This window comes from Streptomyces sp. NPDC102441, from assembly GCF_044765585.1.
Taxonomy (GTDB): Bacteria; Actinomycetota; Actinomycetes; order Streptomycetales; family Streptomycetaceae; genus Streptomyces.
Genome location: NZ_JBIWKH010000009.1, coordinates 1 through 25,580, shown reverse-complemented (window position 1 = coordinate 25,580; position 25,580 = coordinate 1). Strand labels below are relative to the sequence as shown.

Below are 25,580 nucleotides of genomic sequence, written 5' to 3'. Positions count from 1 at the left end.
GCCCGGGGACGCGGAAGGATCAGTCGCGTACGGGCTCCACGGTGCGGCGGCTCTCGTACCGGCCGTCGACCTTGGCGACCAGGCCGGTGACCTGGCGGGCGATGTCCGGTGCGGTCAGCCCGATCTCGGCCATGACCTCGCCGCGCGAGGCGTGGTCGAGGAACACCGGCGGGATACCGAAGTCACGCAGCGGTACGTCGACGTCCGCGTCGCGCAGGGCCTGGGCGATGGCGGAGCCGACACCGCCGGCCCTGCTGTTGTCCTCGACGGTGACGACGACCCGGTGCTCCGCGGCGAGCGGGGCGAGCGCCTCGTCGACGGGCTTGACCCAGCGCGGGTCGACCACCGTCGTCGAGATGCCCTGGGCGTCGAGCAGCGTGGCGATCTCCAGGCACATCGGGGCGAGCGCCCCGACGGAGACGAGGAGGACGTCCGGCGTGTCCGTGCCCGCCGTACGCAGGACGTCCATGCCGCCGACGGTGCCCACGGCCTTGACCGCGGGGCCGACCGCACCCTTGGAGAAGCGGACGACGGTGGGTGCGTCGTCCACGTCGACGGCCTCGCGCAGCTGGGCGCGGACCTGGTCGGCGTCGCGCGGGGCGGCGATGCGCAGGGTCGGCACGCACTGGAGGATCGACATGTCCCACATGCCGTTGTGCGAGGCTCCGTCCGTGCCCGTGACGCCGGCCCGGTCCAGGACGAAGGTCACCCCGCACTTGTGCAGGGCGACGTCCATCAGGACCTGGTCGAAGGCGCGGTTCAGGAAGGTCGCGTAGACCGCGAAGACGGGGTGCAGCCCGCCCGTGGCCAGGCCCGCCGCGGAGACCGCCGCGTGCTGCTCGGCGATCCCGACGTCGTAGATACGGTCCGGGAAGGCCTCCTCGAACCTGCCGAGACCGACGGGCTGGAGCATGGCCGCCGTGATGGCGACGACGTCCTCGCGCTCATGGCCCAGCTTGACCATCTCCTCGCCGAAGACCGAGGTCCAGTCGAGGCCGGAGGTGGAGATCGGCAGGCCGGTGTCCGGGTGGATCTTGCCGACCGCGTGGAAACGGTCCGCCTCGTCCTGGAGGGCGGGGGTGTAGCCGCGGCCCTTCTCGGTGAGGCAGTGCACGATGACCGGGCCGCCGAAGCGCTTGGCCCGCTGGAGCGCGGACTCCAGCGCCTCGATGTCGTGGCCGTCGATCGGCCCGACGTACTTCAGGCCGAGGTCCTCGAACATGCCCTGGGGGGCGATGAAGTCCTTGAGGCCCTTCTTGGCGCCGTGCAGGGTCTCGTACAGCGGCCTGCCGACGACGGGCGTGCGCTCCAGGAGGTCCTTGCCGCGGGCCAGGAACCGCTCGTACCCGTCGGTGGTGCGCAGGGTGGCGAGGTGGTTCGCGAGGCCGCCGATGGTCGGGGCGTACGAGCGCTCGTTGTCGTTGACGACGATGACGAGGGGGCGGTCCTTGGCGGCGGCGATGTTGTTCAGCGCCTCCCAGGCCATACCGCCCGTGAGCGCGCCGTCACCGATGACGGCGACGACGTGGTCGTCCTTGCGCAGGACCTCGTTGGCCTTGGCGAGGCCGTCGGCCCAGCCGAGCACCGTCGAGGCGTGCGAGTTCTCGATGACGTCGTGCTCGGACTCGGCGCGGGACGGGTATCCGGAGAGTCCGCCCTTGCTCTTGAGCTTCGAGAAGTCCTGCCGGCCGGTGAGCAGCTTGTGCACATAGCTCTGGTGGCCGGTGTCGAAGAGGACCTTGTCCTGCGGGGACTCGAAGACCCGGTGCAGGGCGATGGTCAGCTCGACCACGCCCAGGTTCGGGCCGAGGTGGCCGCCGGTCTTGGACACCGCCTCGACGAGGAAGGTACGGATCTCCCCGGCGAGCTGGTCGAGCTGCTCGAGGCCGAGCCGGTCCAGGTCGCGCGGTCCCCTGATGCGGGTCAGCAGGTCCACCCGTGCCTCCTTGCGTGTGAGCTGGTCGAGCGTGTCGATCCGATGAGTCTAATGTTCCGCCGGCGGCCGCGGTCATCGGGCGGCGCTTTCCGTCGCGCCGCGCCGGAGCCCGGTGGACGCGCACGTGCCCGGCATCACGGGGATGCCGGGCACATGTGTGCAGGTGCGGACGGTCAGGCGCGGCCCGCGGTCTTCTGCGTCTTGCGGGTGACGGAGTCGATGACGACCGTGGCGAGAAGCACAGCGCCGGTCACCATGTACTGGACCGGAGTCTTGATGCCCTCCAGCGACAGGCCGTACTGGATCGAGACGATCACCATCACGCCGAGCAGGGCGTTCCAGGTACGGCCCCGGCCTCCGAAGAGGCTGGTGCCGCCGATGACGGCCGCGGCGATGACGTTCATGAGGAGGTCACCGGTGCCGGAGCCCTGGTTGACGGCCGCGATCTTGGAGGCCCAGAAGAGACCGCCGATCGCCGCGAAGGTGCCGGCTATGGCGAACACCGAGACACGGATCGCGGTGACGTTGATACCGGCGCGGCGGGACGCCTCGACGCTGCCGCCGAGCGCGAAGATCTTCCGGCCGTACGTCGTACGGCGCAGCAGGAAGTCCGTGGCGACGAGGACGACGAGGAAGAGCACCAGGGCCAGCGGGAGACCGCGGTACTGGTTGAACATGAACGCCGCGGCGAAGGCGAACACCGCGAGCACGACGGTGCGCACCACGATGTCGGTGACCGGACGGGAGGGGACGCCGGCGGCCTCACGGCGGCGGCTGTCCAGGAACGCCGAGAGGAAGAAGGCGATCACCAGGACGGCGGCCAGGCCGTAGGCGGCGGCGACGTCCGAGAAGTAGTACGTGGTCAGCTTGCCGACCACACCGTCGCTGTCGAGGTTGATCGTGCCCGTGTCACCGAGCAGCTGGAGCATGAGCCCCAGCCAGAACAGCAGGCCGGCGAGGGTGACGGCGAACGCCGGGGCGCCGATCCTGGCGAAGAAGAAGCCGTGGATCGCGCCGATGGCCGCGCCGCTGAGGATCGCGACGAGGACGGCGAGCCACTCGTTCATGCCGTTGGTCACGCTGAGCACGGCCACGACGGCACCGGAGACACCACTGACCGAGCCGACCGACAGGTCGATCTCGCCGAGCATCAGCACGAAGATGATGCCGACGGCCATCATGCCGGTGGCCACCATCGCGACGGAGATGTCACTGATGTTCTTCGCGGAGAGGAACTCGGAGTTCAGGCTCTGGAAGACCACGCAGATGATGATCAGGCCGATGACCACCGGGATCGAGCCGAGGTCACCACCGCGCATCTTGCGCTTGAACTCGGTGAGGTATCCGCCGAAGCCCTGCTCGCGCACGAGCAGCCGCGGGTCGACCACGGTGTCCGCGCCCTTGGCGGCCTCCGGGTTGACCACAGCCGTGGACGTCTTGTCGGTTGTCACTTCTTGACCTCCGCGTTACGCGCCGCACGACGGGTCACGGCGTTCTCCGTGGCGCCCGTGATGGCGGAGATGATGTCTTCCTGCGAGGTGGTCTTCACGTCGAAGACCCCGTTGTTCCGGCCCAGCCGCAGCACGGCGACCTTGTCGGCCACAGCCTTCACATCGGCCATGTTGTGGCTGATGAGGATGACGGCGTGACCGCGCTCCCGCAGCCGCTCGACGAGGTCGAGGACCTGGGCGGTCTGCTCGACGCCGAGGGCGGCGGTGGGCTCGTCGAGAATGACGAGCTTGGGATCACCGAGCATGGAGCGCGCGATGGCGACGGTCTGGCGCTGACCGCCGGAGAGCGAGGCGATCGGGATGCGGACGCTCGGGATGCGGATCGACAGCGTGGACAGGAGCTCGCGGGAGCGGCGCTCCATCTCGACCTCGTCGAGGATTCCGAACTTCCGGACCTCCCGGCCGAGGTAGAGGTTGCCGACGACGTCGATGTTGTCGCAGAGCGCGAGGTCCTGGTAGACGGTCGCGATGCCCAGGCTCTGGGCGTCGTTCGGCTTGTTGATCTGGACCGGCCGGCCGTCCCACTCGATGACTCCGTCATCGATCGGGTGCACCCCGGCGATCGTCTTGACCAGCGTTGATTTACCGGCGCCGTTGTCGCCCACCAGGGCGACCACCTCGCCGGCGTGGACCTCAAGCTCTACATCGGTGAGCGCCTGAACGGCACCGAATCGCTTGGAGACCCCTCGCAACGCCAACACGGGCGTAGCGGACACGTGAACCATCTCCTTCGCCGCCTGACCCGGCGGGGATGCCGCGCCTGGGGGGAGGCGCGGTGGTCGAGCAGAAGCATTGAGAAACTGCTGAAGCGTTCCGTCCGGCGCCCTGCCCGGTAGCGGGACAGTGAGGTGGGCGGGGCGCCGGACAGGCTTCGGGCCGCGCGGTACCGGCCGGGGCCGGTCGCGCGGTGGGAGTTAGTTCTTCAGATCGATCGAGTCGCAGGCGGCCTTGTACTTGGTCGTGCAGATCTCGTCGATCGTCCAGATCCCATCCTTGATGATGGTTTCCTTGATGTTGTCCTTGGTCAGCGAGACGACCGGGACGAGGACGGTCGGAACGTCCTTCGCGCTGGCGTTGTCGGCCTTGGACGTGGCGATCTTGTCGAGCTTCTCGCCCTTGGCGAGCGCCACAGCCATCTCCGCGGCGATGATGCCCTCCTGCGGGTACGACTTGTAGACGCTCATGAACTGCTCACCGGCGACGATGTGCTGCACACCCGCGAGTTCGGCGTCCTGGCCGGTGATCGGCGGGAGCTTGGTGACGCCCGCGGACTTGAGTGCCTGGATGATGCCGCCCGCCAGACCGTCGTTGGCGGAGTAGACGCCGTCGATCTTGTCCTTGCCGAGGGACGTGATCGCGCCCTCCATGTTGGCGTTGGCGTTCTCGGCCTTCCACTCCTTGGTGTCGTACTCCTTGCCGTACGTCACCTTGCCGTCGAGCACCGACTTGGCGCCCTTCTTGAAGAGCTTGGCGTTCGGGTCGGTGATCGCGCCGTTCATCATCACGACGGTCGGCTTGGTCTTGCCGCCCAGGGCCTCCAGCAGGGCCTTGCCCTGCACGCGGCCGACCTCTTCGTTGTCGAACGAGGTGTAGGCGTCGATCGGGCCCTCGGCGAGGCGGTCGAAGGCGACGACGGGGATGCCCTCGTCCTTGGCCTTCTTCACGCTGTTCTCGATGGCCTTGGAGTCGACGGCGTCGATGATGAGCGCGTCGACCTTGTTCGTGATCATCGTGTCGACCTGCTGCGCCTGCAACGTGGCGTCCTGGCGGGCGTTGGAGTAGACGACCTCCGCCTTGCCGCCCGTGAGCTCGCTGACCTTCTTCTCGATGATCGGCTTGTCGAACTTCTCGTAGCGGGCCGTGGCGTTCTCGGGAAGGAGCAGACCGATCTTGAGATCGTCGCCCTTCTTCGCCGAGTCGGAGCTGGTCTTGTCGCCGGACTCCTTGGCGCTCCCGCAAGCGGCGAGAGAGACAGCCATGGTGGTGGCGGCAACGGCAACGGCGGCACGACGCATACGCGTGTTCATTTCGAACCTCCCTGACGAGGCCGCGACGTTGCGGCCGAGGTGGCTGGAAGTCAACTCGGCCGCGACGTCAGCGTCAAGGAGTAAATCCTTAACGAGATGACAACGGTGCCATTCGTTATCTAAGTGAAGGCAGGAGTCGCGGAAGGGAGGGTGCTGTCCAAAAGGGTTGAATCCCCCATCTCGCTCAGCACGAGGGCCAGTGCGCCCAGTACCTCGGCCCGCGCTCCGAGTGCCCCGGGGAGCACGGAGAGCTGCCGTGCGGCGCTGGGGATGGCATAGCGCGAGACCGAGTCGCGGATGGGCGCCAGCACCAGCTCCCCCGCCTCCGCGAGGGATCCGCCGAGCACCACCCGGCTGGGGTTGAGCAGGTTGCACAGGTTCGCCACCCCGCTGCCGATGTGCCGGCCGACGTCCCCGATGACCCGGCGGCAGCCCGGATCGCCCTCGCGGGCCAGCTGCACCATCCGCTCCATGGTGAGATCGGGCCCGTGGCTGGGCTTCAGCAGCGGCAGGACGTACCGGGCGGCGGTGAAGGTCTCCAGGCAGCCACGGTTGCCGCAGCGGCAGACAGGGCCCGACTCGTCGAGGGTGATGTGGCCGATCTCGCCGGCGGTCCCTCCCGGCCCCCGGTAGATGCGCCCGTCGATCACCAGACCGGCGCCGACACCGCTGGCGACCTTGATGTACGCGAGGTCCCTGACGCCCCTGCCACTGCCCCAGACGAGCTCTCCGAGCGCACCGAGGTTGGCGTCGTTGTCCACGTACACCGGGACGCCGAGGCGCCCGGCGAGCTCCTGGCTGGGGTTGATGCCCGTCCAGCCCGGCAGGATGGAGGTGGAGCCCAGCGTGCCGGACTCCACGTCGATCGGCCCCGGCACACCGAGGCCCACGCCGATCACCTTCCCCGGGCTGATCCCTGTGGTCTCGACCAGCCGGTTGACCAGCTGCTCCGCCCGGCCGAAGCCCTGCGCCGACGAGGCGTCCACGTCGAGCGGCTCGGATTCCTCGGCGAGCACCTGGTGGGCCAGGTTGCCGATGGCCACACGAAGGTGCGTGTGCCCGAAATCAACCCCTATGACGATGCCCGCGTCCCCGCTCAGCGAGACGCTCCTGGCACGGCGCCCGCCCGCCGAGGTGGGGGTCACCTCGACCGTGCCGGCGTCCTTGAGTTCACGGACGATGTTGGAGACGGTGGCTGCGGAGAGGCCGGTGCTCCTGGCGATCTCGGCCTGGGTCAGGGACCCTGCCATCCTTACGGCACGTACGACCCGCTCAAGGTTGGCCCGATGCAGAGATGTCTGCGACCCCGGAGTCTCCATCGACTCACTCACTCCTGCCGTTTTCTCTAACATGTGAACCCTAAGCTGAGCGTTTTGGGGTGCCCCCCGTCAAGACCTTGAGCAGTCGGAGCCTCCGATGAGCATCGGGCCTCCACATTCCGACAGGCACGAAAGCATCGGAAATGGCATGAAACCACCCTCCGGCCGGCGACCGAAGGGTGGTTCCCTGCCCAGGGGGCCTGTTCGTTCCTGGTGACTGCTGTTACGCGAGTGACGACAAGACCTGATTAGTGAACGCGCCCGCTCCTACGTGGGCCCTACTTGAGCGCCCCCGCCGTCAGCCCCGCGACGACCTGGCGCTGGAAGATGACGTAGGCGGCGAGGACCGGCAGCATCGCCATGACGAGACCGGCGAAGAGCCCGGACCAGTCCCCCTTGTACCCCTGGCTGGTGGCCAGTTCGACCAGGCCCTGGGAGAGCACCTTGCCCTCCGGGTCGGTGTTCAGCACCGTCGGCAGCATGTACTGGTTCCACTGCCCCAGGAAGTTGAAGATGCCGACGCTGATCAGGCCGGGCTTCGCCATCGGCAGCATCACCTGGAAGAACGTCCGGGTGTGCGAGGCCCCGTCGAGCATGGCCGCTTCCGCGATCGACGTCGGCAGGGTCCGGAAGAACGAGGTGAGGAAGAAGACGGTGAACGGCAGCGAGTAGGCGATGTAGACCAGGATCAGCCCGTGCACCGAGTTCAGCAGGCCCATGTTGTTCATGACGAAGAACAGCGGGACCAGCGCCAGGATGATCGGGAAACTCATCCCGCCGATGAAGAGGAAGTAGATGAAGCGGTTCCCCGGGAAGTCGAACCGCGCCAGCACGTACGCAGCCATCGAACCCAGCAGCAGGGTGCCGATCAGCGAACCGCCCACCACCATGATGGTGTTGAGGAAGTAGTCGCTCATATGGGCCTGGTTCCAGGCCCGCGACCAGTTCTCGAAGTGGAGCTTGTCCGGCAGCTCCCAGGGCCTCGACAGGATCGAGTCGTCCGTCTTGAAGGACGACATCACCGCCCAGAGCAGCGGCATGACGACGAGGACCGCCCAGATGACCAGCACACCGTGCGAGAAGACGTTGAGGACCTTGCCCTCACCGCTCTTCGCCGGCTCGTCCACCGGGGCCTTCGTCTTCGTCACCGGCGAGCGCGGTGCCGGGACGGCGGGCGGGGTCTCAGTGACCTTCATGCGTGCTCACCTCGTGCAACTGTCGGGCCGGCCACCGGGACCGAACTGTTCTGCGTGGGGCCGGTCTTCCGGTCACGGGGCGGCATCAGAACTCCAGCCGCTCGCGTCGGCCCAGTCGCATCACGATGGCCGCGAAGAGCATGGTGACGATGAGCAGCCCCACGCCGATCGTCGTCGCATAGCCGGCCTGGGCGTCCCGGAAGGCCGTCTGGTAGACGTACAGCGGCAGGACGGTGGTGGAGTAGTCGGGACCGCCCGGGCCCACCGTCATGACCTGTACGGCGGTGAAGGCCTCCACACCGAGCGCCAGGATGCCCATGTAGACCCAGCCGGACTGCACGGTGTCCCAGAGCAGCGGCAGCGTGATCTTGAAGAACGTCGTGATGCGGTCGGCCCCGTCGAGCAGCGCGGCCTCGTAGAAGTCCTTCGGAATGGAGGCCATTCCGGCGGAGAAGAGGACGACGAAGAATCCGACCGTCGACCAGATCAGCACGACCATCACGCAGTACAGCGCCAGGTCCGGATCGCCCAGCCAGTCCGGCTGGAGGCTCTTGAGGCCGACGGCCTTCAGCGTCGCATTCAGCATTCCGGACGTCGGGTTGAACGCGAACTGGAAGAGCAGGGCCACGATCACGATCGACAGGACCTGCGGGAAGAAATAGGCGACCTTGTAGAAAGCGGAACCCCGCACGCCGGCGACCGCGGCGTTCTTACGCCGACGGCCCCCGACATTGAGCATGAAGGCGAAGAAGAGCGCCAGGCCCAGCGTCACCAGCGGCAGCAGCAGCGCCAGCAGCACACTGTGCTGCAGCGACTTCCAGAAGATGTCGTCGTCGAGCATCCGGCTGTAGTTGTCGAAGCCGACCATCTTGAAGTCGGAGCTCAGTCCGGTCCAGTCCGTGAACGAGTAGTAGATGGACTGGGCGAAGGGCCAGATGACGAAGATGGCGTACAACGCCAGTGGGGCTACCAGGAACCCCACGATGAACCGGTACTTGCCGTGCTGCATCGTTTACCGACCCCGATTTCCGAGCGGGTGCCGCCGCTGGTGACGGTTGCTCACTGGTGCTTGTAGTGCTTGATGGACTGGTCCTTGGCCGCCGCGTCGGCGAAGGCCTGGATCTTCTTGATGGTCTCCGCCGGGGTCGCTCGGCCGGCCATCATCTCGCCGATGCCGGCGATACCGATCTGCTCCTTCTGCAGCTTCACGTACCAGTCCTGCATGCGCGGGTTCACCACGTTGTCGCCAGCCTTCGCCAGGACGTCCACGCCGGACTGCAGCGCGGTGGAGAGCGTCAGGCCGTCGGTGCCGCCGTTGAAGGCGCTGAGGGACTTGACGGACTTGGTGAAGTTCTTCGAGGAGTCCTCGCTGAGCATGATGCGCAACTGCTCCATGCCGCCCTCGGGGTTCTTCGACTTCGCCGGCACGATGAACGGCTCGCCGCCGGACGCCCAGAGGGTGCCGAAGGGCATCTTGTCGGAGGAGTCCAGGCTGGACGGCGCCCCGACCATCATCTTGAAGTCCTCGGGCGTGGTGGGCGCGGCCTCGTTCTCCACCCACGAGCCGTTCGGGATGAAGAGCGCCTTGCCCTTGGTCCACTCGGTCTGCGACTGGATGTGCGTCAGACCGGGCGTGCCCTTGAGGACGTAGCCCTTCTGGAAGAGCTCGTAGTACGCCTCGAAGGCGGCCTTGACGGCCGGGTCCTTCCAGGCGTTGGGCTCCAGGTTGTCGATCTTGTCGAGGACCTCGCGGCCGCCGATCTTGGCGATGAAGGGGTAGAGCGAGAACGGCAGGTAGTACGGGTACTTGCCCGGGTACGTCCAGCCGGCGATGCCCTGCTTCTTCGCCTTCGCGCAGAGCGCGAGCATGTCGTCCCAGGTCTCCGGGTACGCCGCGTCGAGCTTCTCGAGGTTGGTCTGCGAGTACCAGACGCCGTAGACCGTGTACGCGTAGTACATGATCCAGACCGGGTCGCCGTCGAACTGGCCCATCTCCAGGACACCGGGGCGCAGCGTGTCGCGGACCTTCTTCGCCGGGTCGTCGTAGGACGGGGCGTCCATCAGCGCGGTCAGGTCGGCGAGCTGCTTCTTGCCGACCAGGACGCCCATGTCCATCTGCTCGGCACCCGAGTTGTCGATCAGGTCCGGCGGGGTGCCGCCGTTGAAGCGGGGCTGCAGGATCGACTGGATCTTCTCGGTCGCGGAGTGCTTGACCTTGGGTGCCTTGGGGAAGGCCTCGTTGTACTTCTTCTCGGCGTCGATGGCGTACTGCTCGCCGAAGCCACCGTTGAAGATGACGACCTCGAGGGCTGCGGTCTCATTGACACCGAGCGGGTTCTTCTCGCTCTTGGTGCCCTTTTCGACCTTCTCGTCGCTTCCGCCGTCGCTGCTCGCGCAAGCGGACAGGAAGCTCATCGTCGGAACAGCGATCAGGCCGAGTGCGGCAGAACGCTTGATCACATCGCGACGGCCAAGGCCCTCATTCGTGCGGCCGGAGGTGGATCCCATGCTCAAGTCCTCGCCTTCTCCAGGACTCAGGCGGTGTACCGGTCACCCGTAGAGAATTCGCCTCAGGCGAAGGGCCCCGCCACCGCGGTCAGTTGCGCTTGGGTCGTGCAGAATGCCGGATTTCCAGGTGCCGTGGGGGAGTTTCGGGCGAACGTACGGCAGGCGCTTCCGCGCCCACAGCTGTTCCGCCCTCCCCCGTGCCCGCGCGCCGTTGTGAAGCGACTGTGCAGACGCCGACAGGTATAGTCCACTTCCCGTCAACTGAGCAAGATCGAATGCATGGTTGAGCGGCAGTCTTTCCCGAGTTGAGACCTCACAGACACCTGAGGCCTCTCGTTTGGATCATGCCGGGCTCGCGCGCCTTCGCGCGGAAACCCCGTTTTCCGCAATACGGTCGAATCGTCGGCGTCAACCCCACGCAACACCCTTGACACACCCCGTCACTTGGCTCCCTACTGGAACACGCATCCTAAAATGACAACGTTGTCCAAGCCTGCCCCCCGGGAGGAACGGCTCCGTATGCAGCCCCTACGTGGTCCTCAGCACGGCTCGCGCCCCAGACACAGCCACTCCGCCGCGGTCCTCGCGGCCTCTCTCGTCCTGGCCCTGGCCGCCCCCACCGCGGCCCTCGCCCAGCCGTCCGGCGCAGCACAGAAGCCTTCCGGCGACACGTCGTTCAGCTCCTCCTTCGAGGACGACGAAAAGCAGCCGGACTGGCGTAATACCGTCGAAGAAGGCGCTGACGGAAAGAAAAGGGCATCGGGTGTCGACGGTGGATTCTCCGCCGGAATACCGGGCAATGTCACCGATCAGATCACGGATCTGCGTGCCAGCGACGAGAACGCCGACGGCGGTGAGGTCAAGGAGAACCTGACCGATGTGCAGCCCGGCACCAAGTGGCTGGCCTTCAAGCCCACGGGCTGGGTCGAGTTCGACCTCGTCGAGCCCACCAAGGTCGTGACCTACGCCCTCACTTCGGCCGACGACCACGACGAGCGGGACCCCAGGGACTGGACCCTGAAGGGTTCCGCCGACGGCAAGACCTGGACCGACCTGGACACCCGCACCGGCCAGACGTTCTCCGAGCGGCTCCAGACCAAGTCGTACGACTTCACGACGGACACGGCCTACCAGCACTTCCGGCTGGAGATCACGAAGAACAACGGCGCGTCCGACGCTCTCCAGCTCGCGGACGTCCAGTTCTCGAACGGGGACACCTCCGCCCCGGCCCCCGACGACATGCGCACCCAGGCCGACCGTGGCCCCTCGGGCTCCCCCACGGCCAAGCAGGGCGCCGGGTTCACGGGGAAGAAGGCGCTGCGCTACGCGGGCACGCACAAGCCGGACGGGCACGCCTACTCGTACAACAAGGTCTTCGACGTCGACACGGCGGTCACCAAGGACACGCAGCTGTCGTATCTGGTCTACCCGCAGATGGCCGAGACGGACCTCGACTACCCCGCCACGCATGTGGCGGTGGACCTGGCCTTCACCGACGGCACCTATCTGAGCGAGCTGAAGGCCACCGACAGCCACGGCGGGCTGCTCACCCCGCAGGGCCAGGCCGACGCCAAGCGGCTGTACGTGAACCAGTGGAACAGCGTCGCCTCGCGGATCGGCACGGTCGCCGCGGGCAAGACCGTCGACCGGATCCTGGTGGCGTACGACTCCCCCAAGGGCCCGTCGAAGTTCCAGGGCTGGATCGACGACGTCACGATCGCCCCGAAGGCCCCGGAGAAGCGCAAGGCGCACCTCTCGGACTACGCGTCGACCGTGCGCGGCACCAACTCCAGCGGGGACTTCTCGCGCGGCAACAACTTCCCGGCGACCGCCGTCCCGCACGGCTTCAACTTCTGGACGCCGGTGACCAACGCCGGTTCCACGAGCTGGCTGTACGACTACGCGCGGGGCAACAACGAGGACAACCTGCCCACGCTCCAGGCGTTCAGCGCCAGCCACGAGCCGAGCCCCTGGATGGGCGACCGCCAGACCTTCCAGATGATGCCCTCGGCGGCCTCCGGCACCCCCGACGCCTCCCGCGAGGCCCGCGAGCTGCCGTTCCGCCACGAGAACGAGACGGCGACCCCGCACTACTACGGGGTGACGTTCGAGAACGGCCTCAAGGCCGAGATGACGCCCACCGACCACGCGGCGCGCATGCAGTTCACCTACCCCGGTGACGACGCGAGCCTCGTCTTCGACAACGTCTCCAACGCCGGCGGCCTCACCCTCGACGCGAAGACCGGTTCCTTCACCGGCTACTCCGACGTGAAGAGCGGCGGCTCAACCGGGGCCACCCGTCTCTTCGTATACGGCTCCTTCGACGCGCCGGTCACCGACAGCGGCAAGCTGAAGGGTGGCGGCGGTGACGACGTGACCGGCTTCTTCCGCTTCGACGCGGGCAAGGACCGTACGGTCGGACTGCGCCTGGCCACCTCGCTCATCAGCGTCGACCAGGCGAAGAAGAACCTCGCCATGGAGCTGCCGGCGAAGGACTCCTTCTCCAAGGTGAAGAGGAACGCGCAGAAGGCCTGGGACAAGATCCTCGGCAAGGTCGAGGTCGAGGGTGCGAACGCCGACCAGCTGACCACGCTCTACTCCAGCCTGTACCGGCTCTACCTCTACCCGAACTCGGGCTTCGAGCAGGTCGGCGGCAGGAGCACCTACGCGAGTCCCTTCTCGGCGCCGACCGGGACCAACACCCCCACCCACACCGGCGCGAAGATCGTCAAGGGTGAGGTGTACGTCAACAACGGCTTCTGGGACACCTACCGGACGACCTGGCCGGCGTACTCCTTCCTCAGCCCGAAGCAGGCCGGGAAGATGGTCGACGGCTTCGTCCAGCAGTACAAGGACGGCGGCTGGATCTCCCGCTGGTCCTCCCCCGGCTACTCCGACCTGATGACCGGGACCAGCTCCGACGTGGCCTTCGCCGACGCGTACGTCAAGGGCGTCGACTTCGACGCCGAGGCGGCGTACGACGCGGCGGTCAAGAACGCCACGGTGGCCCCGCCCTCCTCGGGTGTCGGCCGCAAGGGCATGGAGACCTCGGTCTTCACCGGTTATGCCGATACCGAGACGCACGAGGGCCTTTCGTGGTCGCTGGAGGGCTACGTCAACGACTACGGCATCGCGCAGATGGGCCAGGCCCTCTACAAGAAGACGAAGAAGCAGCGCTACAAGGAGGAGTCCGAGTACTTCCTCAACCGCGCGCAGAACTACGTCAAGCTCTTCGACGACAAGTCGGGCTTCTTCCAGGGCAAGAAGCCCGACGGCTCCTGGCGCCTCCCCTCCGACCAGTACGACCCCCGTGTCTGGGGCTACGACTACACGGAGACCAACGGCTGGGGCTACGCCTTCACCGCCCCGCAGGACAGCCGGGGCCTGGCCAACCTCTACGGCGGCCGTGACGGTCTGGCGAAGAAGCTGGACACGTACTTCTCGACCCCGGAGACCGCAGGGCCCGAGTTCGTCGGCTCGTACGGCGGCGTGATCCACGAGATGACCGAGGCACGCGACGTGCGGATGGGCCAGTACGGCCACAGCAACCAGGTCGCGCACCACGCCACGTACATGTACGACGCGGCCTCGCAGCCCTGGAAGACGCAGGAGAAGGTCCGCGAGGTCCTCGGCCGTCTGTACACCGGCAGCGAGATCGGCCAGGGCTACCACGGCGACGAGGACAACGGCGAGCAGTCGGCCTGGTTCCTCTTCTCCTCGCTCGGCTTCTACCCGCTGGTCATGGGCAGCGGTGAGTACGCCATCGGCTCGCCGCTCTTCACGAAGACGACCGTGCACCTGGAGAACGGCCGCGACCTGGTCGTCAAGGCCCCGAAGAACAGCGCGACGAACATCTACGTCCAGGGCCTGAAGGTCAACGGCAAGAAGTGGACCTCCACTTCGCTGCCGCACGACCTGCTCGCCAAGGGCGGCGTGCTGGAGTTCGACATGGGCTCGAAGCCGTCGGCGTGGGGCACGGGCAAGAACGCGGCTCCGGTCTCGGTCACCAAGGACGACAAGGTGCCGACGCCGAAGGGCGACGTGCTCAAGGGCGACGGCGCACTGTACGACAACACCTCCGCCACCTCGGCCTCGGTCGAGTCGGTGGACCTGCCGGCCGCCGAGGGCACGAAGGCGGTCCAGTACACGCTGACCTCGGCCACGGCGGCGAAGGCCCCCACGGGCTGGGTGCTACAGGGATCGGCGGACGGCACGTCCTGGAAGGACATCGACAAGCGGTCCGGCCAGAAGTTCGCCTGGGACAAGCAGACCCGGGTGTTCTCGGTGCAGGCGCCGAAGGCGTACACGAAGTACCGGCTGGTGAGCGCGGCAGCGGCGACGCTGGCGGAGATCGAGCTGATCTCCTGAGTCATCCGCCGAACGCATGAGGACGGGCCGCCCGGCACACCGGGCGGCCCGTTCCCGTAGGTGCGGACGGGGCGATACTGGTGGTGGGAGTCGCCCTGCCGGCGGCCGGGCCCTGGTGTGGGCCGGATCGGTGGGGACGCACCGTGTCGATGTCTCCGAGGGGAGCAGTTCATGACCACGGCGAAGGACCTGTTCATCATTGCCATGGACCCGAAGCATTCTGTGGGACAGGGTGACCTGTCGCTCACGCTCGCGGGAGCCGAGCTGATCGATCTCATCGGCGCCGGGGCAGTCGCTCTGGACGGCGACCGCATCGTGCCGGACGGACCGCCGACGCTGGACGACCGGCTCATGCGCGAGGCTGCGGCAGGGCTCACCCGGCAGGCGCCCTACGAGCGTATCGAGGACTGGCTCTGGCGCCGGGGCAGCGACCTGTCGGCCACGTACCAGGCCGCCTTGGAAGAGGACGGTGAGCTGACGCCGAAGCGCAGTGGCCGGTTGCTCTTCGGCTCGGAGCGGATGGAACCGGTCGACACGTCCGCGCACCGCCGGGCAGCCGACCGCGGGAGGGAGGAACCCGTCCTGGCCGCTCTCGCCTCGGTCATCGGCGTCGGCGTCGAACGATCCGAAGATGAGCCCGGCCTCGACGACGAGGCGGTGACGACCGTGGTGGCCGTCGTCCACGACGCGGTGATGGAACTGGAGGCCGTACGCCAGCGGCGGGCCATCGAGAGGGCGGCCTTCGCCAACGTCTGGCGAGGACCGTGAGCCGGGCCCGGGGGCACGGTCGAGTCCGACGGCGAGGATGAGCGGCTTGGACTGCCGGTGGACGGGGGCAGTCCTACCCGCTCATCGCATCATCACCGCCCCGGTGACATAGTGCTCCGCATGTCGCTCTCCCCCCGGATACGGATCACCGCGCGCGCGGCGGCCCTCGCGACGGGGCTGGCCGCGGTCCTCTCCGTGGCCCTCGCGCCGGCCACCGCCACCGCGTCGGACAAGGCCGCTCTGAGCCTGAAGGACGTCCCGCGCACCATGGTCGTGTACAACGCGGACGAGGGCGCCGAGGCGACGAACGGGGACTTCGAGGTGCCCGTCGCCGTCGTCCCCGGCAACAAGGAGCCCGCCCGCAACATCAAGGTCGTGGTCGACGCCTCGGGCCTCAAGGACATCGCCCGCGTGACCAAGGGCGGTTACGGGAACTGCACCGGCAGCGGCTGGGTGTACACCTGCGAGTACGGCACTCTTCAGAACGACGGCGAGAGCAACGCCCCCTTCGACATCCTCGGGCTGGCCGGCGTGAAGCCGGGCGACAGCGGCACGGTCACCTACACGGCGAGCGCCGACAACGCCGCACCCGTCACCGGCACCACGCGGATGGTCGTCGGCGGCCCGACACTGGGCGCGCCCGACGAGGAGGTCAAGGTGAGCGGGGTGAAGCCGGGGCAACCCGCGCCGGTGACGCCGGAGTTCGCCAACCACAGCCCGTTCGCGGCGGACCGGGGCATCGCCCTGCACATCACGAGCGACGGGCTCACCCTGAACGCACGTCACAGCAACTGCTATTACGCGGGCTCCTCGCCCACATCGGCGTGGTGCCTGTTCCCCACGGAGGCCGCGCCGGGCGCCGCCTACCGCACCAGCTCGCCGCTGTCCTACGTCGCCGCAGAGAAGGCGCTGTACGGCTCACTGTCCTACAGCTGGTCGTCGGACCCTACGAGGCCCGCCGACCACACCGTGCGAGGCACCGGCGCCCCGATCACGCTGACCGGCGCGAAGGACGGGAACTACGACGACACCCATGGCGAGGTCGCGGTGGAGACCACGGTCCAGGCCGACTACCGGCCGGTGACCGGAACCGTCCGGGGGCGCGTCGGCGACACGGTTCAAGTTCGGCTCGGGGTACAGGACCTGGGCCCCGGCGAGCTGCGGGACGACGAGATGAAGGGCCGCTTCGAAGTGATCCCGCCGGAGGGCACCACGGTCACCTCCATTCCGTACGCCTTCGAGGAGACGAATCGGAAGTGGGGTTGCGAAGAGCCGGAGGAGGCCGGCGGGGCCTTCGTGTGCGACCTCGGCAGCGAGGCGTTCATGTGGGCGGAGGAGGACGGGACGAGCGCCATCGTGTTCCACGTCCGCATCGACCGGCAGGTCGAGGGTGCCCGGGGCACGATCCGGACCTACAACCCGTACGACCGCACCCCTGGCAACGACTCCACGGTCATCCAGCTCGAAGCCTCGCCCGCCCCGCTCTACCGGGTCTTTCTCGGCCCCTGGGCCTGGGCCGTGACCGCCGCGGTCGTTGTCCTGGCCGTGGTCCTGACGGCCGCCCGGCGACGCGGTCGGCAGCGGTCCGCCTGATCCGTTCTCCCGCTTCCCGGGCTTTCGAACGGTTTCGACCTGGGCATTCTCTGACCGCTATCGGCTAGTCAGGGTACTTTTGCGCGTTTTTACGGTGTCCCGACACACTCTTTTGGCGATCCATGTCATCTCTTAGGCGATCAGGTGATCAGTACGACAATCATCTCGGCTTGAAGGAGCCCAGCATGCGCATTTCCGCTTCCGTCCGCTCCCGCAGCATCCGCACCGGCGCCAGGGTGGCCGCCGCAGTGGCCGTCGCCGGTGTCACCCTGGCCGGCGCTCCGGCCGCCTACGCCCTGCCCGGGGACAGCGGCGACATCGACGTCACTTCGGTCGGCTGGCACTCGCGTGGTGACCGCGACGGGGTCGAGGTCTGCAAGTTCGTGCTGGAGGCGAGCAACTTCGAGTCATTCCCCTCCGTCCCCTGGACGATCACCGAGCAGCCGCCGACCATCCCCCCGGGCGACACGCTGCTGGGCACCCTCCCGCTGGTGAACGGCAAGGCCCGCAGCCAGCAGTACCTGCTCCCGGAGGGCACGTACCAGCTGGTGTGGACGGTCCCGGCGGGCCCGAAGCAGAAGAGCTTCGAGGTCGACTGCGCCCCCAGGCCCGGCCAGGGCGGCAGCCGCGGTGACAACAACGACCAGGGTTCGTCGTCGCACGCCGAGAAGGGCAGCGACAAGACGTACGAGAAGCCGTCCGGCGCGGTGCCGGCGGGTGGCGGCGGCGTCCCGGACATGGAGAGCGTCAGCTCCGAGAGCGACTCGAACGTCGGCGCCTCGGCCGCGCTGGTCGCCGGTGCCGCCGGAATCGCGGGGCTGATCATGGTCCGTCGATCCGCACGCCGTCGTGCCCGTAACGAGGCATAACGCGCGCGGCCGACGGCGACGACGGGGACCGAGTCGCGCATGCCGGCTCACGATCACCCTGTGCGTGACCTTCTCGCTGGTGACCGGCGTCGTGTGGGCGAGTTCCGACTCGCCCGAGGACGCCTCGTCGGTCACCGCCGCCCGCGGCAGCGACGCCGCGGGCGGCGGGGAGCCGCCGTTCCGGAGGGCACCGCACAAGCCACAGAAGTCGGTGCCCGCCTCGCACGCGCCGCTGGTGCACTCCCGGCCGGTGAAGGTGACCATCCCCGCGATCTTCATCGAGGCCCCGGTCACCGGCCTCGCCCTCGACAAGAAGGGCCGGCTCGGCGCCCCGCCGCTGAGCAAGCCCAAGCTGGTCGGCTGGTACCGCAAGGGCCCGTCCCCCGGGGAGGCCGGAACCTCACTGCTCGTCGGCCACCGGGACACCGCGACGGGGCCTGCGATCTTCCTCAACCTCAACGCCCTGCGGCGCGGGGACACGGTGAAGGTCGCGCGGGCGGACAAGCGGACCGCGGTCTTCACCGTCGACGAGGTGAAGACCTACACGAAGGACAAGTTCCCCGACGACAAGGTGTACGGGGCCACGGGCCGCCCAGAGCTCAGGCTCCTCACATGCGGCGGGCGCTTCAACAAGAAGGGCGGCTACTCGGCCAACGTCGTCGTCTTCGCCCACCTCACGTCACTCAAGAAGAAGGCGGCCTGAAACCGGGCACGCCACACGGAACCGGCCGGTACCTCGGGGGCGAGGTACCGGCCGTCCGTCACCCGGGGCGGGCCTCTGCCCTCTGCTTCACGGAACGCTCAGGGCTCGTGCGGCGCTACGGCCAGAACAGCTTCACGTCATCCGTGGAGATCCGTGGCCCGGGAACCTCAGGCTCTGTGACCGAGTACCCCAGGGTCCGCAGCACCCTGGCAGCGGCGTCAGGCGCGTCCCGCACAGCAGCTCTGAGCTGCATGGTCCGCCAGTCCTTGAGGTGCTCCTCAATGACGGTCCTCCACCCAGGAACCGTGTCGATCGCGAACTCACGGTGGAGGAAGAGCAATACGTCCTCCAGCGACGGACGCATCCGGTGGCCTCCCACCGGGAGGTGCATCTCCGAGAGTCGGGGCAGCTGGTTTCGCTTCAGGCCTTGCTTCGGTCGGCCACGCTCCGCCAGACGCAGCAGACAGGCCATTTCGTCTCGGTGCGCGTGCACCTGTAGATGCGCCCCCGGCGGTTCCTTGCTGCTCCGGACATACTCGTAGCGCAACAGTGGATCGATCACGGTGTCGACCCGAACCATGTGAACACCCTGCGCAGGAAGGCTCCTGCGGCCTCGTCCGGGTGACGTCGACAGGAGCTCCGTATACAGGGCCCCGGTGGCCGCTACCTTCCGGGGCATGCCGCTGCCGAAGGACCTGGACCCGTACGCCAATCCCCGTGCCTTCTACGGCGCCGAGCTGCGCCGCCTGCGTGAGGCGGCGGGGCTGTCGCAGAACGATCTGGGCGAGCGAGTGTTCTGCTCGGGCACCTACATCGGGCTCTTCGAGGCGGGTGAGCGGCGCCCGCAGGAGGAGATCTCACGCGCGCTGGACGAGTTGCTGGGCAGCGGCGAGCACCTTCAGCGGCTGTGCCGGCTGGCGCGTACGTCGAAGGTGGCGGCGTATTTCGCGGATGCGGCCGAGCTCCAGCAACGCGCCGTGTCCATCGCGGAGTACTCCTCCATGATCATCCCGGGGCTGCTGCAGACCAAGTCCTACGCGCGAGCACTGACGCGGGGGGCCCATCCCTACGCTTCGGACGACGTCATCGACAACCATGTACGGACCCGCATGGACCGGGGACTGCTGCTCGACTCCCCCGATGCACCGGTCCTCTGGGTGATCGTCCACGAGGCGGCGCTCCGCCTTCCGGTGGGTGGAGCGGCCGTCATCGCCGAGCAGCTCGATCACCTTCACACCCAGGGCAGCGCGCGCCCGCGTGTAGTCGTGCAGGTGCTGCCGTTCTCGGCAGGGTCAAGTTCTCTGCTGGACACACCCGTGACCTTGATGCACTTCTCCGATGCCCCACCCGCCGTCTACATGGAGGCGGCATACAGCGGCCAACTCGTCGAGGACTCCGGGCTGGTGGAGCAAATCTCTTCCGCATACGATCTGGCCAGGGCTTCCGCGCTGTCCCCGGAAGCATCACTGTCCCTCATCAAGTCGGCTGCGAAGGGCCATGGATCAGATGCTCACCTCTCGTGACCTGCGCTCCGCGACATGGCGCAAGTCGTCCTACAGCAACGGGGACGGGGGGAACTGCGTCGAGGTCGCCGACGGCTTCCCAGGTCTCGTCCCCGTACGCGACAGCAAGGCCCCCGACGGCCCCGCGCTCGTCTTCAGCGCCGCGCACTGGGCCTCGTTCGTCGGTGTCTTGAGGAACGGCAGCCTCTGAGAGGTCCGCTCCTCAGTCCTGGCCGGGAGGCCGCCGGTGGATGTTCACCGTCACGTGGATGCCACCGGCGACGGCGCTGCCCGCGACACCGGCCGCCGCGGCGGCTTCGGCATGGCCGGTGAGCGCCAGGATCACGGCGCCGACGACGGACAGCAGGCCGGTGACGGCCGCGATCCGCCCTGGACCACGCGCCTCGGGTCCGGGTTCCGCCGGGGTGCGGTCGATGGATGTCATGGGGTCCTCACTCCTCACAGCGCGTCGCGTCCCAGCCTTGCCTGGACGGCCTGTTCCAGGGTGAGGCCGTCCGAGTCCTCGGCCGGTTCGAGGAATCCGTGGATCACCGCGAGGGCGACCGTGCCCATCAGGGACCGCTCCCGTTCCTGGTCGACGACCCCGGCGCGCGGGTCGCCGATGGAACGCAGGACCATGCCGTCCGTGGCGGCGGACAGGGCGTTCGCGAGGTCGTCGAGGCCGAGCCCCGCACGTAACCGCAGGCCCCGCGCCTGGAGGACCTCGGCGTACACCTGTTTCCAGGAGGAATGGTAGCCCTGGTATGTCTCGGTGAGGGCGCGCTGGACCGCGTCGTCGCCGTCCGCGAGCACCATCAGGGCGAGGCTGAGCCGGACGGACGGCATGCGGGCACTCTCGGCGGTATGCAGGTAGGCCGTCTCGTGGACGGCCCTGACGAAGTCCTCGCCGGCCACGAGCCTCTTGGTGACGGCCGCCCTCTGCTCCACGTATCCGGGGTGGTAGTTCGTCGGCCACATGGCGAAGTTGATCAGGTCGGCGACGAAGTCCGACTGCGAGCGCCAGGTGGTCCGCAGCCGGGGGCCGAGCCGAGGACCTTCTGCTCACCCTCGATGTGCGGGGCATCGGCATCACCGATGTCACCCGGGAGAAGATCACCACGTGTAGCGACCCGGAACTGCTCCGCCGATGGCTGGCTCGCGCACTTGTCGCCACCACGGCCGACGAGGTCTTCGGTGAGGGGGCCTCCGCCGACGGCTGACTCCCAGCCGTCCGCTGGAAGCGCCCCAGCGGTCTCCCGTGCGAATGCATCCGGGTTGTCCAGCATGGTGGGTGCCCACAGCGCGGGACCGGGACCACGCGCTCACCGGTTTCGGTGAGCGCGTCGGCCCCGGCGAAAGACCCCGGCCGCGCTCAGCCCCCGGTCACGGTCGACGCGTAACCGCCCCCGCCCAGGCCAGGTAGACCCAGTCCCCGGTCATCGAGGCGCCGTCCGCGCTGAACGCGATCGCGCGAGGTTCCCGCCGCCCCGGCTCAGGCGCGCGCCGCCTCGTACAGACTCTTCGGCAGCGCGAGGTTCAGCGCTGTCACGACCGGCTTGCCGTGTTCCGTGCCGAGGCGGGAGACCGCGCCCGTGGCGAGCTGGAAGAGCTCGCCACTCGCGGGCGTCAGTCCCAGATAGCGCGCGGTGAGCACGCGCAGGAAGTGCGAGTGCGCCACGAGCGCGATGTCCGCCTCGCCGAGACGGGAGGCCGCCGCCCGTACCTCCGCCAGGATCCGGTCCGCCCGGTCACCGACCTCCTGCGGGCTCTCCCCCGGGTGCTCCTCGGGGCCGGGGGCGACGCCGTCGGTCCAGAGGTTCCAGTCGGGGCGGGTGCGGCGGATGTCGACCGTGGTGATTCCCTCGTACGCCCCGTAGTCCCACTCCCGCAGGTCAGGCGTCTCACGGGGCGCTGCAAGGCCCGCGAGTTCGGCGGTGCGGCGGGCACGGAGATAGGGGCTGACCAGGGTGAGGCCGACCTCGCGCTCGGCGAGGAGCGGTACGAGGGCGCGGGCCTGGCGCTCCCCCAGCTCGGTCAGGGGCAGGTCGGTCCAGCTCGTGTGCTGCCCGGACCGGGACCACTCGGTCTCGCCGTGCCTGATCAGGATCAACTCGCCCATCGATGCTTCCGCTCTGTGCGCCGTAGTCGTACGTATGTGCCGCTTGTGCCAACCTGCCGGCCAACGATCGCATTCCATCCGGCCCTGCGTGGGGCGGCTCGCCCCACGCAGGGCCGGCAGCTGACGGCTGTCAGGCCTTCTCGCCCACCACCGTGACCGTGTACGGCCGGTCCGTGTCCGTCGTGACGCGGACCTCGCCGCCCTCGCGGTGCACCTCGTAGGTCGCCGCCACCGCGCCCGTGCGGTCGGGGACGGTCACCGTGCGGGTGAAGTCGCCCGTCCCGGCCGGGGCGAACACGCGGAGTTCGAGGTCGTCGAGCCACTCGCCGTCCGGACGGGACTCGTCCGCGCCGAGCGCCAGGACCGCGCCCTGGCGGACCAGCAGGGGCAGGCTGTCGAAGCCGTGGGTCTCGCGGCGCCAGGCGGGGCCGGTGACCGTGTCGCCCGTCAGCAGGTGGGTCCAGGTGCCCTCGGGCACGTAGTACTCCACCTCGCCGTCCTCGGTGAAGACCGGGGCGACCAGGACGTCCGGGCCCAGGAGGTACTCGCGGTCCGCCGTGCGGGCCGTCGGGTCCTCCGGGAACTCCAGCAGCAGGGGGCGCATCGTCGGGACGCCCGTGCGGTGGGCCTCGACGGCCGCGCCGTAGAGGTACGGCATGAGGCGGTGCTTGAGGCGGGTGAACTGCCGGGCCACGTCCACCGCTTCGTCGCCGAACTCCCACGGCACGCGGTACGACGACGAGCCGTGCAGCCGGCTGTGCGAGGAGAGCAGGCCGAAGGCGAGCCAGCGCTTGAAGACGGCCGGGTCGGGGGTGCCCTCGAAGCCGCCGATGTCGTGGCTCCAGAAGCCGAAGCCGGAGAGCGACAGGGAGAGGCCGCCGCGCAGGGACTCCGCCATGGCCTCGAAGGAGGACCAGCAGTCGCCGCCCCAGTGCACCGGGTACTGCTGGCCGCCCGCGGTGGCCGAGCGGGCGAAGAGGACGGCCTCGCCCTGGCCGCGCTCGTTCTCCAGGAGCTCGAAGACGGCCTGGTTGAAGAGGTGCGTGTAGTAGTTGTGCATGCGCTCCTGGTCGGAGCCGTCGTGCCAGACGACGTCCGTGGGGATGCGCTCGCCGAAGTCGGTCTTGAAGCCGTCGACGCCCTGGTCGAGGAGGCCCTTGAGCTTGCTCTGGTACCAGGCGGTGGCCTCGGGGTTGGTGAAGTCGACCAACGCCATGCCGGCCTGCCACTTGTCCCACTGCCAGACGTCGCCGTCCGGGGTGAGGACGAAGTAGCCCTCGCGCGCGCCTTCTTCGTACAGGGCGCTCTTCTGCCCGATGTACGGGTTGATCCAGACGCAGATCTTCAGGCCCTTGTCCTTGAGCCGGGCGATCATGCCCTCCGGGTCGGGGAAGACGGCCGGGTCCCACTCGAAGTCGCACCACTGGTACTCGCGCATCCAGAAGCAGTCGAAGTGGAAGACGCTCAGCGGGATGCCGCGCTCGGCCATGCCGTCGACGAACGAGGTGACGGTGGCCTCGTCGTAGGAGGTGGTGAAGGAGGTGGTCAGCCAGAGACCGAACGACCACGCCGGGGGGAGGGCGGGGAGGCCGGTGAGGGCGGCGTAGCGGGAGAGAACGTCCTTCGGGGTGGGGCCCGCGATGATGAAGTACTCCAGCGTCTGGTCCTCGACGCTGAACTGCACCTGGCCGACGGCCTCGGAGCCGACCTCGAAGGAGACCTTGCCGGGGTGGTTGACGAAGACGCCGTAGCCGCGCGAGGAGAGGTAGAACGGGATGTTCTTGTACGCCTGCTCGCTGCTGGTGCCGCCGTCGGCCTGCCACATGTCGACGGTCTGGCCGTTCTTCACGTACGGGGTGAAGCGCTCGCCGAGGCCGTGTACGGTCTCGCCCACGCCGAGGGCGAGCTGGGCGAACATGTGGTGGCTGCTGTCGTCGTCGACGGTGGCGAACGCGCTGCCCTTGCGGCCGGCGGAGGTCAGGACCCGGCCGTCCCCGTCGAGGAACTCCAGACCGAAGGCGCCCTCGGTGGGCAGCCGCAGGGTGAGCGGGCCGCTCGTCAGCTCGGCGGTCGCGTCCTGGGTGCGGGTGGTGGCGGCGGACCGGGGGGCGGCGCCCGGCAGTCCGAAGTCGGGGCCCTTGCGGCGCTTGCCGGCGTGATGGGTGAGGCGCACCGCGATGACGCCTTCGGCCGGGGCGTGAGCCTCCACCGTGATCAGCGGGGCGTTCAGCGTGTCGCCGCGGCGTTCGACGCGCTTGACGGCGGCGTAGGCGGCGAGACGGTCGTCGTCGAGGCGGACATCGCGGACTTCCGTGGCGTACGAGGCGTGCACACCACTGCGCATCTGCCAGAAGCCGTCGGTGAACTTCATGGGGGTGGTCCTTAGCCGATCTGGGGGTTCCGGGCGGGACGTCAGGGCGCCTACGGCGAGCGCGGCTGCGGGTCCTCTTGATTTTGATCGTACACAAAACAAATGTGGCCGAGAAGGGCGGTACGTAGCGGGAATTCCCGTATTGCCCGGTAAACCGAACCACGGTTCACTGCCCCGGATCTGCCATGTTGGCGCCATGTACCGACACGTCACGGAAATGGTCTAGAAACGATTGGCTGGATGGCGTATTAGTACTGCAAGCAAACAAATCGGCCCGGCCGGCGGAGCTGTCGTCCGGGCCTGAACGTCGAGCAAGAGGCTGTGCAATGTCGGACCGCTTCACCCCCACCCCCGCGGACAGGTTCACCTTCGGTCTCTGGACCGTGGGCTGGCGTGGCAACGACCCGTTCGGTGACGCGACGCGTCCCGCGCTGGACCCGGTCGAGTCGGTGGAGCGGCTCGCCGAGCTCGGTGCGCACGGTGTGACGTTCCACGACGACGACCTGATCCCGTTCGGTTCGTCCGAGACGGAGCGCGCCCGGCTGATCGGCCGGTTCAAGGACGCGCTGGAGCGCACCGGGATGAAGGTCCCGATGGCCACCACGAACCTGTTCACGCACCCCGTGTTCAAGGACGGCGGCTTCACCTCCAACGACCGTGACGTACGCCGCTTCGCGCTGCGCAAAGTCATCCGCAACATCGACCTGGCCGTCGACCTGGGTGCCACCACCTACGTCGCCTGGGGCGGCCGCGAGGGCGCGGAGTCCGGCGGCGCCAAGGACGTACGCGT

General features: G+C 68.3%; 22 protein-coding genes. 9 read left to right on the top strand and 13 right to left on the bottom strand.

The features are described from left to right. Positions 1-19: 19 nt before the first annotated feature. The 8 genes from dxs to ngcE form a co-directional block, all read right to left on the bottom strand. On the bottom strand, positions 20-1,936 hold the full coding sequence (dxs, locus tag ACIREO_RS20580) for a 1-deoxy-D-xylulose-5-phosphate synthase (protein WP_404112081.1): 1,917 nt from the start codon (positions 1,934-1,936) through the stop codon (positions 20-22). 173 nt (positions 1,937-2,109) lie between these two features. Next, complete coding sequence (locus tag ACIREO_RS20575; protein ID WP_404112078.1) at positions 2,110-3,387, bottom strand: sugar ABC transporter permease; 1,278 nt, start codon at positions 3,385-3,387, stop codon at positions 2,110-2,112. Further along, positions 3,384-4,172, bottom strand: coding sequence for an ATP-binding cassette domain-containing protein (locus ACIREO_RS20570; protein WP_404112075.1), 789 nt, complete (start codon positions 4,170-4,172; stop codon positions 3,384-3,386). Before ACIREO_RS20570 ends, ACIREO_RS20575 begins: the two co-directional genes overlap by 4 nt. A gap of 189 nt (positions 4,173-4,361) precedes the next feature. Beyond that, positions 4,362-5,474 (bottom strand): sugar ABC transporter substrate-binding protein, encoded by a 1,113-nt coding sequence (locus ACIREO_RS20565; RefSeq protein ID WP_404112072.1) that lies wholly within the window; start codon positions 5,472-5,474, stop codon positions 4,362-4,364. Positions 5,475-5,593: 119 nt separating this feature from the next. Then, positions 5,594-6,793, bottom strand: a complete 1,200-nt coding sequence (locus ACIREO_RS20560; protein WP_404112069.1) for an ROK family protein — start codon at positions 6,791-6,793, stop codon at positions 5,594-5,596. 278 nt (positions 6,794-7,071) lie between these two features. Beyond that, positions 7,072-7,989, bottom strand: a complete 918-nt coding sequence (locus ACIREO_RS20555; protein ID WP_404112066.1) for a carbohydrate ABC transporter permease — start codon at positions 7,987-7,989, stop codon at positions 7,072-7,074. A gap of 85 nt (positions 7,990-8,074) precedes the next feature. After that, positions 8,075-8,998, bottom strand: coding sequence for a carbohydrate ABC transporter permease (locus tag ACIREO_RS20550; protein WP_404112063.1), 924 nt, complete (start codon positions 8,996-8,998; stop codon positions 8,075-8,077). A 50-nt stretch (positions 8,999-9,048) separates the two neighbouring features. Beyond that, positions 9,049-10,497 (bottom strand): N-acetylglucosamine/diacetylchitobiose ABC transporter substrate-binding protein, encoded by a 1,449-nt coding sequence (gene ngcE, locus ACIREO_RS20545; protein WP_404112060.1) that lies wholly within the window; start codon positions 10,495-10,497, stop codon positions 9,049-9,051. A gap of 519 nt (positions 10,498-11,016) precedes the next feature. On the opposite strand from ngcE, the gene ACIREO_RS20540 reads away from it, so the two are divergent. The 5 genes from ACIREO_RS20540 to ACIREO_RS20520 all read left to right on the top strand — a co-directional run bounded on the left by ACIREO_RS20540 (position 11,017) and on the right by ACIREO_RS20520 (position 18,798). Beyond that, positions 11,017-14,865: a GH92 family glycosyl hydrolase gene (locus ACIREO_RS20540; protein WP_404112057.1), complete on the top strand. Its 3,849-nt coding sequence runs from the start codon at positions 11,017-11,019 to the stop codon at positions 14,863-14,865. A 171-nt stretch (positions 14,866-15,036) separates the two neighbouring features. Then, a complete protein-coding gene (locus tag ACIREO_RS20535; protein ID WP_404112054.1) occupies positions 15,037-15,633 on the top strand; it encodes a GPP34 family phosphoprotein in 597 nt (198 codons plus the stop codon). A gap of 120 nt (positions 15,634-15,753) precedes the next feature. Next, entirely contained in the window at positions 15,754-17,226 is a 1,473-nt protein-coding gene (locus tag ACIREO_RS20530) for a hypothetical protein (protein ID WP_404112051.1), read from the top strand. A 185-nt stretch (positions 17,227-17,411) separates the two neighbouring features. After that, complete coding sequence (locus tag ACIREO_RS20525; protein ID WP_404112048.1) at positions 17,412-18,095, top strand: hypothetical protein; 684 nt, start codon at positions 17,412-17,414, stop codon at positions 18,093-18,095. A gap of 64 nt (positions 18,096-18,159) precedes the next feature. Further along, positions 18,160-18,798, top strand: coding sequence for a class F sortase (locus tag ACIREO_RS20520; RefSeq protein ID WP_404112045.1), 639 nt, complete (start codon positions 18,160-18,162; stop codon positions 18,796-18,798). Positions 18,799-18,913: 115 nt separating this feature from the next. Here ACIREO_RS20520 and ACIREO_RS20515 read toward each other — a convergent pair whose 3' ends face one another. Continuing rightward, the gene (locus ACIREO_RS20515) at positions 18,914-19,162 is read right to left on the bottom strand and encodes a hypothetical protein (RefSeq protein WP_404112042.1); all 249 of its coding nucleotides are present in this window, start codon (positions 19,160-19,162) and stop codon (positions 18,914-18,916) included. A gap of 313 nt (positions 19,163-19,475) precedes the next feature. Between ACIREO_RS20515 and ACIREO_RS20510 the strand changes: the two genes are divergently transcribed. Together ACIREO_RS20510 and ACIREO_RS20505 are read left to right on the top strand one after the other, a co-directional pair. Next, a complete protein-coding gene (locus ACIREO_RS20510; protein ID WP_404112040.1) occupies positions 19,476-20,321 on the top strand; it encodes a Scr1 family TA system antitoxin-like transcriptional regulator in 846 nt (281 codons plus the stop codon). Then, positions 20,305-20,511: a DUF397 domain-containing protein gene (locus ACIREO_RS20505; RefSeq protein WP_404112037.1), complete on the top strand. Its 207-nt coding sequence runs from the start codon at positions 20,305-20,307 to the stop codon at positions 20,509-20,511. Before ACIREO_RS20510 ends, ACIREO_RS20505 begins: the two co-directional genes overlap by 17 nt. 12 nt (positions 20,512-20,523) lie before the next feature. Here ACIREO_RS20505 and ACIREO_RS20500 read toward each other — a convergent pair whose 3' ends face one another. After that, the gene (locus ACIREO_RS20500; RefSeq protein ID WP_404112035.1) at positions 20,524-20,745 is read right to left on the bottom strand and encodes a hypothetical protein; all 222 of its coding nucleotides are present in this window, start codon (positions 20,743-20,745) and stop codon (positions 20,524-20,526) included. 14 nt (positions 20,746-20,759) lie between these two features. Then, complete coding sequence (locus ACIREO_RS20495) at positions 20,760-21,278, bottom strand: TetR family transcriptional regulator C-terminal domain-containing protein (protein WP_404112032.1); 519 nt, start codon at positions 21,276-21,278, stop codon at positions 20,760-20,762. A 95-nt stretch (positions 21,279-21,373) separates the two neighbouring features. Between ACIREO_RS20495 and ACIREO_RS20490 the strand changes: the two genes are divergently transcribed. Next, positions 21,374-21,520: a hypothetical protein gene (locus ACIREO_RS20490; protein ID WP_404112030.1), complete on the top strand. Its 147-nt coding sequence runs from the start codon at positions 21,374-21,376 to the stop codon at positions 21,518-21,520. Between the two features lie 272 nt (positions 21,521-21,792). On the opposite strand, the gene ACIREO_RS20485 is transcribed toward ACIREO_RS20490, so the two are convergent. Next, the gene (locus ACIREO_RS20485) at positions 21,793-22,419 is read right to left on the bottom strand and encodes a histidine phosphatase family protein (protein WP_404112028.1); all 627 of its coding nucleotides are present in this window, start codon (positions 22,417-22,419) and stop codon (positions 21,793-21,795) included. A 130-nt stretch (positions 22,420-22,549) separates the two neighbouring features. Further along, on the bottom strand, positions 22,550-24,790 hold the full coding sequence (yicI, locus tag ACIREO_RS20480; RefSeq protein WP_404112025.1) for an alpha-xylosidase: 2,241 nt from the start codon (positions 24,788-24,790) through the stop codon (positions 22,550-22,552). A 326-nt stretch (positions 24,791-25,116) separates the two neighbouring features. On the opposite strand from yicI, the gene ACIREO_RS20475 reads away from it, so the two are divergent. Further along, positions 25,117-25,580 (top strand): TIM barrel protein (locus tag ACIREO_RS20475; RefSeq protein WP_404112022.1); only part of this gene is annotated, 464 nt, incomplete at its 3' end.

Excerpts from the sequence above, each read along its gene's own strand:
- ACIREO_RS20555 (WP_404112066.1), bottom strand. The coding sequence starts at position 7,989 with ATGAAGGTCACTGAGACCCCGCCCGCCGTCCCGGCACCGCGCTCGCCG.
- ACIREO_RS20530 (WP_404112051.1), top strand. The coding sequence starts at position 15,754 with ATGTCGCTCTCCCCCCGGATACGGATCACCGCGCGCGCGGCGGCCCTC.
- ACIREO_RS20570 (WP_404112075.1), bottom strand. The coding sequence starts at position 4,172 with ATGGTTCACGTGTCCGCTACGCCCGTGTTGGCGTTGCGAGGGGTCTCC.
- yicI (WP_404112025.1), bottom strand. The coding sequence starts at position 24,790 with ATGAAGTTCACCGACGGCTTCTGGCAGATGCGCAGTGGTGTGCACGCC.
- ACIREO_RS20550 (WP_404112063.1), bottom strand. The coding sequence starts at position 8,998 with ATGCAGCACGGCAAGTACCGGTTCATCGTGGGGTTCCTGGTAGCCCCA.
- ngcE (WP_404112060.1), bottom strand. The coding sequence starts at position 10,497 with ATGGGATCCACCTCCGGCCGCACGAATGAGGGCCTTGGCCGTCGCGAT.
- ACIREO_RS20495 (WP_404112032.1), bottom strand. The coding sequence starts at position 21,278 with ATGTGGCCGACGAACTACCACCCCGGATACGTGGAGCAGAGGGCGGCC.
- ACIREO_RS20515 (WP_404112042.1), bottom strand. The coding sequence starts at position 19,162 with ATGCGTCCGTCGCTGGAGGACGTATTGCTCTTCCTCCACCGTGAGTTC.
- ACIREO_RS20500 (WP_404112035.1), bottom strand. The coding sequence starts at position 20,745 with ATGACATCCATCGACCGCACCCCGGCGGAACCCGGACCCGAGGCGCGT.
- ACIREO_RS20560 (WP_404112069.1), bottom strand. The coding sequence starts at position 6,793 with ATGGAGACTCCGGGGTCGCAGACATCTCTGCATCGGGCCAACCTTGAG.
- ACIREO_RS20535 (WP_404112054.1), top strand. The coding sequence starts at position 15,037 with ATGACCACGGCGAAGGACCTGTTCATCATTGCCATGGACCCGAAGCAT.
- ACIREO_RS20510 (WP_404112040.1), top strand. The coding sequence starts at position 19,476 with ATGCCGCTGCCGAAGGACCTGGACCCGTACGCCAATCCCCGTGCCTTC.
- ACIREO_RS20485 (WP_404112028.1), bottom strand. The coding sequence starts at position 22,419 with ATGGGCGAGTTGATCCTGATCAGGCACGGCGAGACCGAGTGGTCCCGG.
- ACIREO_RS20565 (WP_404112072.1), bottom strand. The coding sequence starts at position 5,474 with ATGAACACGCGTATGCGTCGTGCCGCCGTTGCCGTTGCCGCCACCACC.
- ACIREO_RS20505 (WP_404112037.1), top strand. The coding sequence starts at position 20,305 with ATGCTCACCTCTCGTGACCTGCGCTCCGCGACATGGCGCAAGTCGTCC.
- ACIREO_RS20525 (WP_404112048.1), top strand. The coding sequence starts at position 17,412 with ATGCGCATTTCCGCTTCCGTCCGCTCCCGCAGCATCCGCACCGGCGCC.
- ACIREO_RS20540 (WP_404112057.1), top strand. The coding sequence starts at position 11,017 with ATGCAGCCCCTACGTGGTCCTCAGCACGGCTCGCGCCCCAGACACAGC.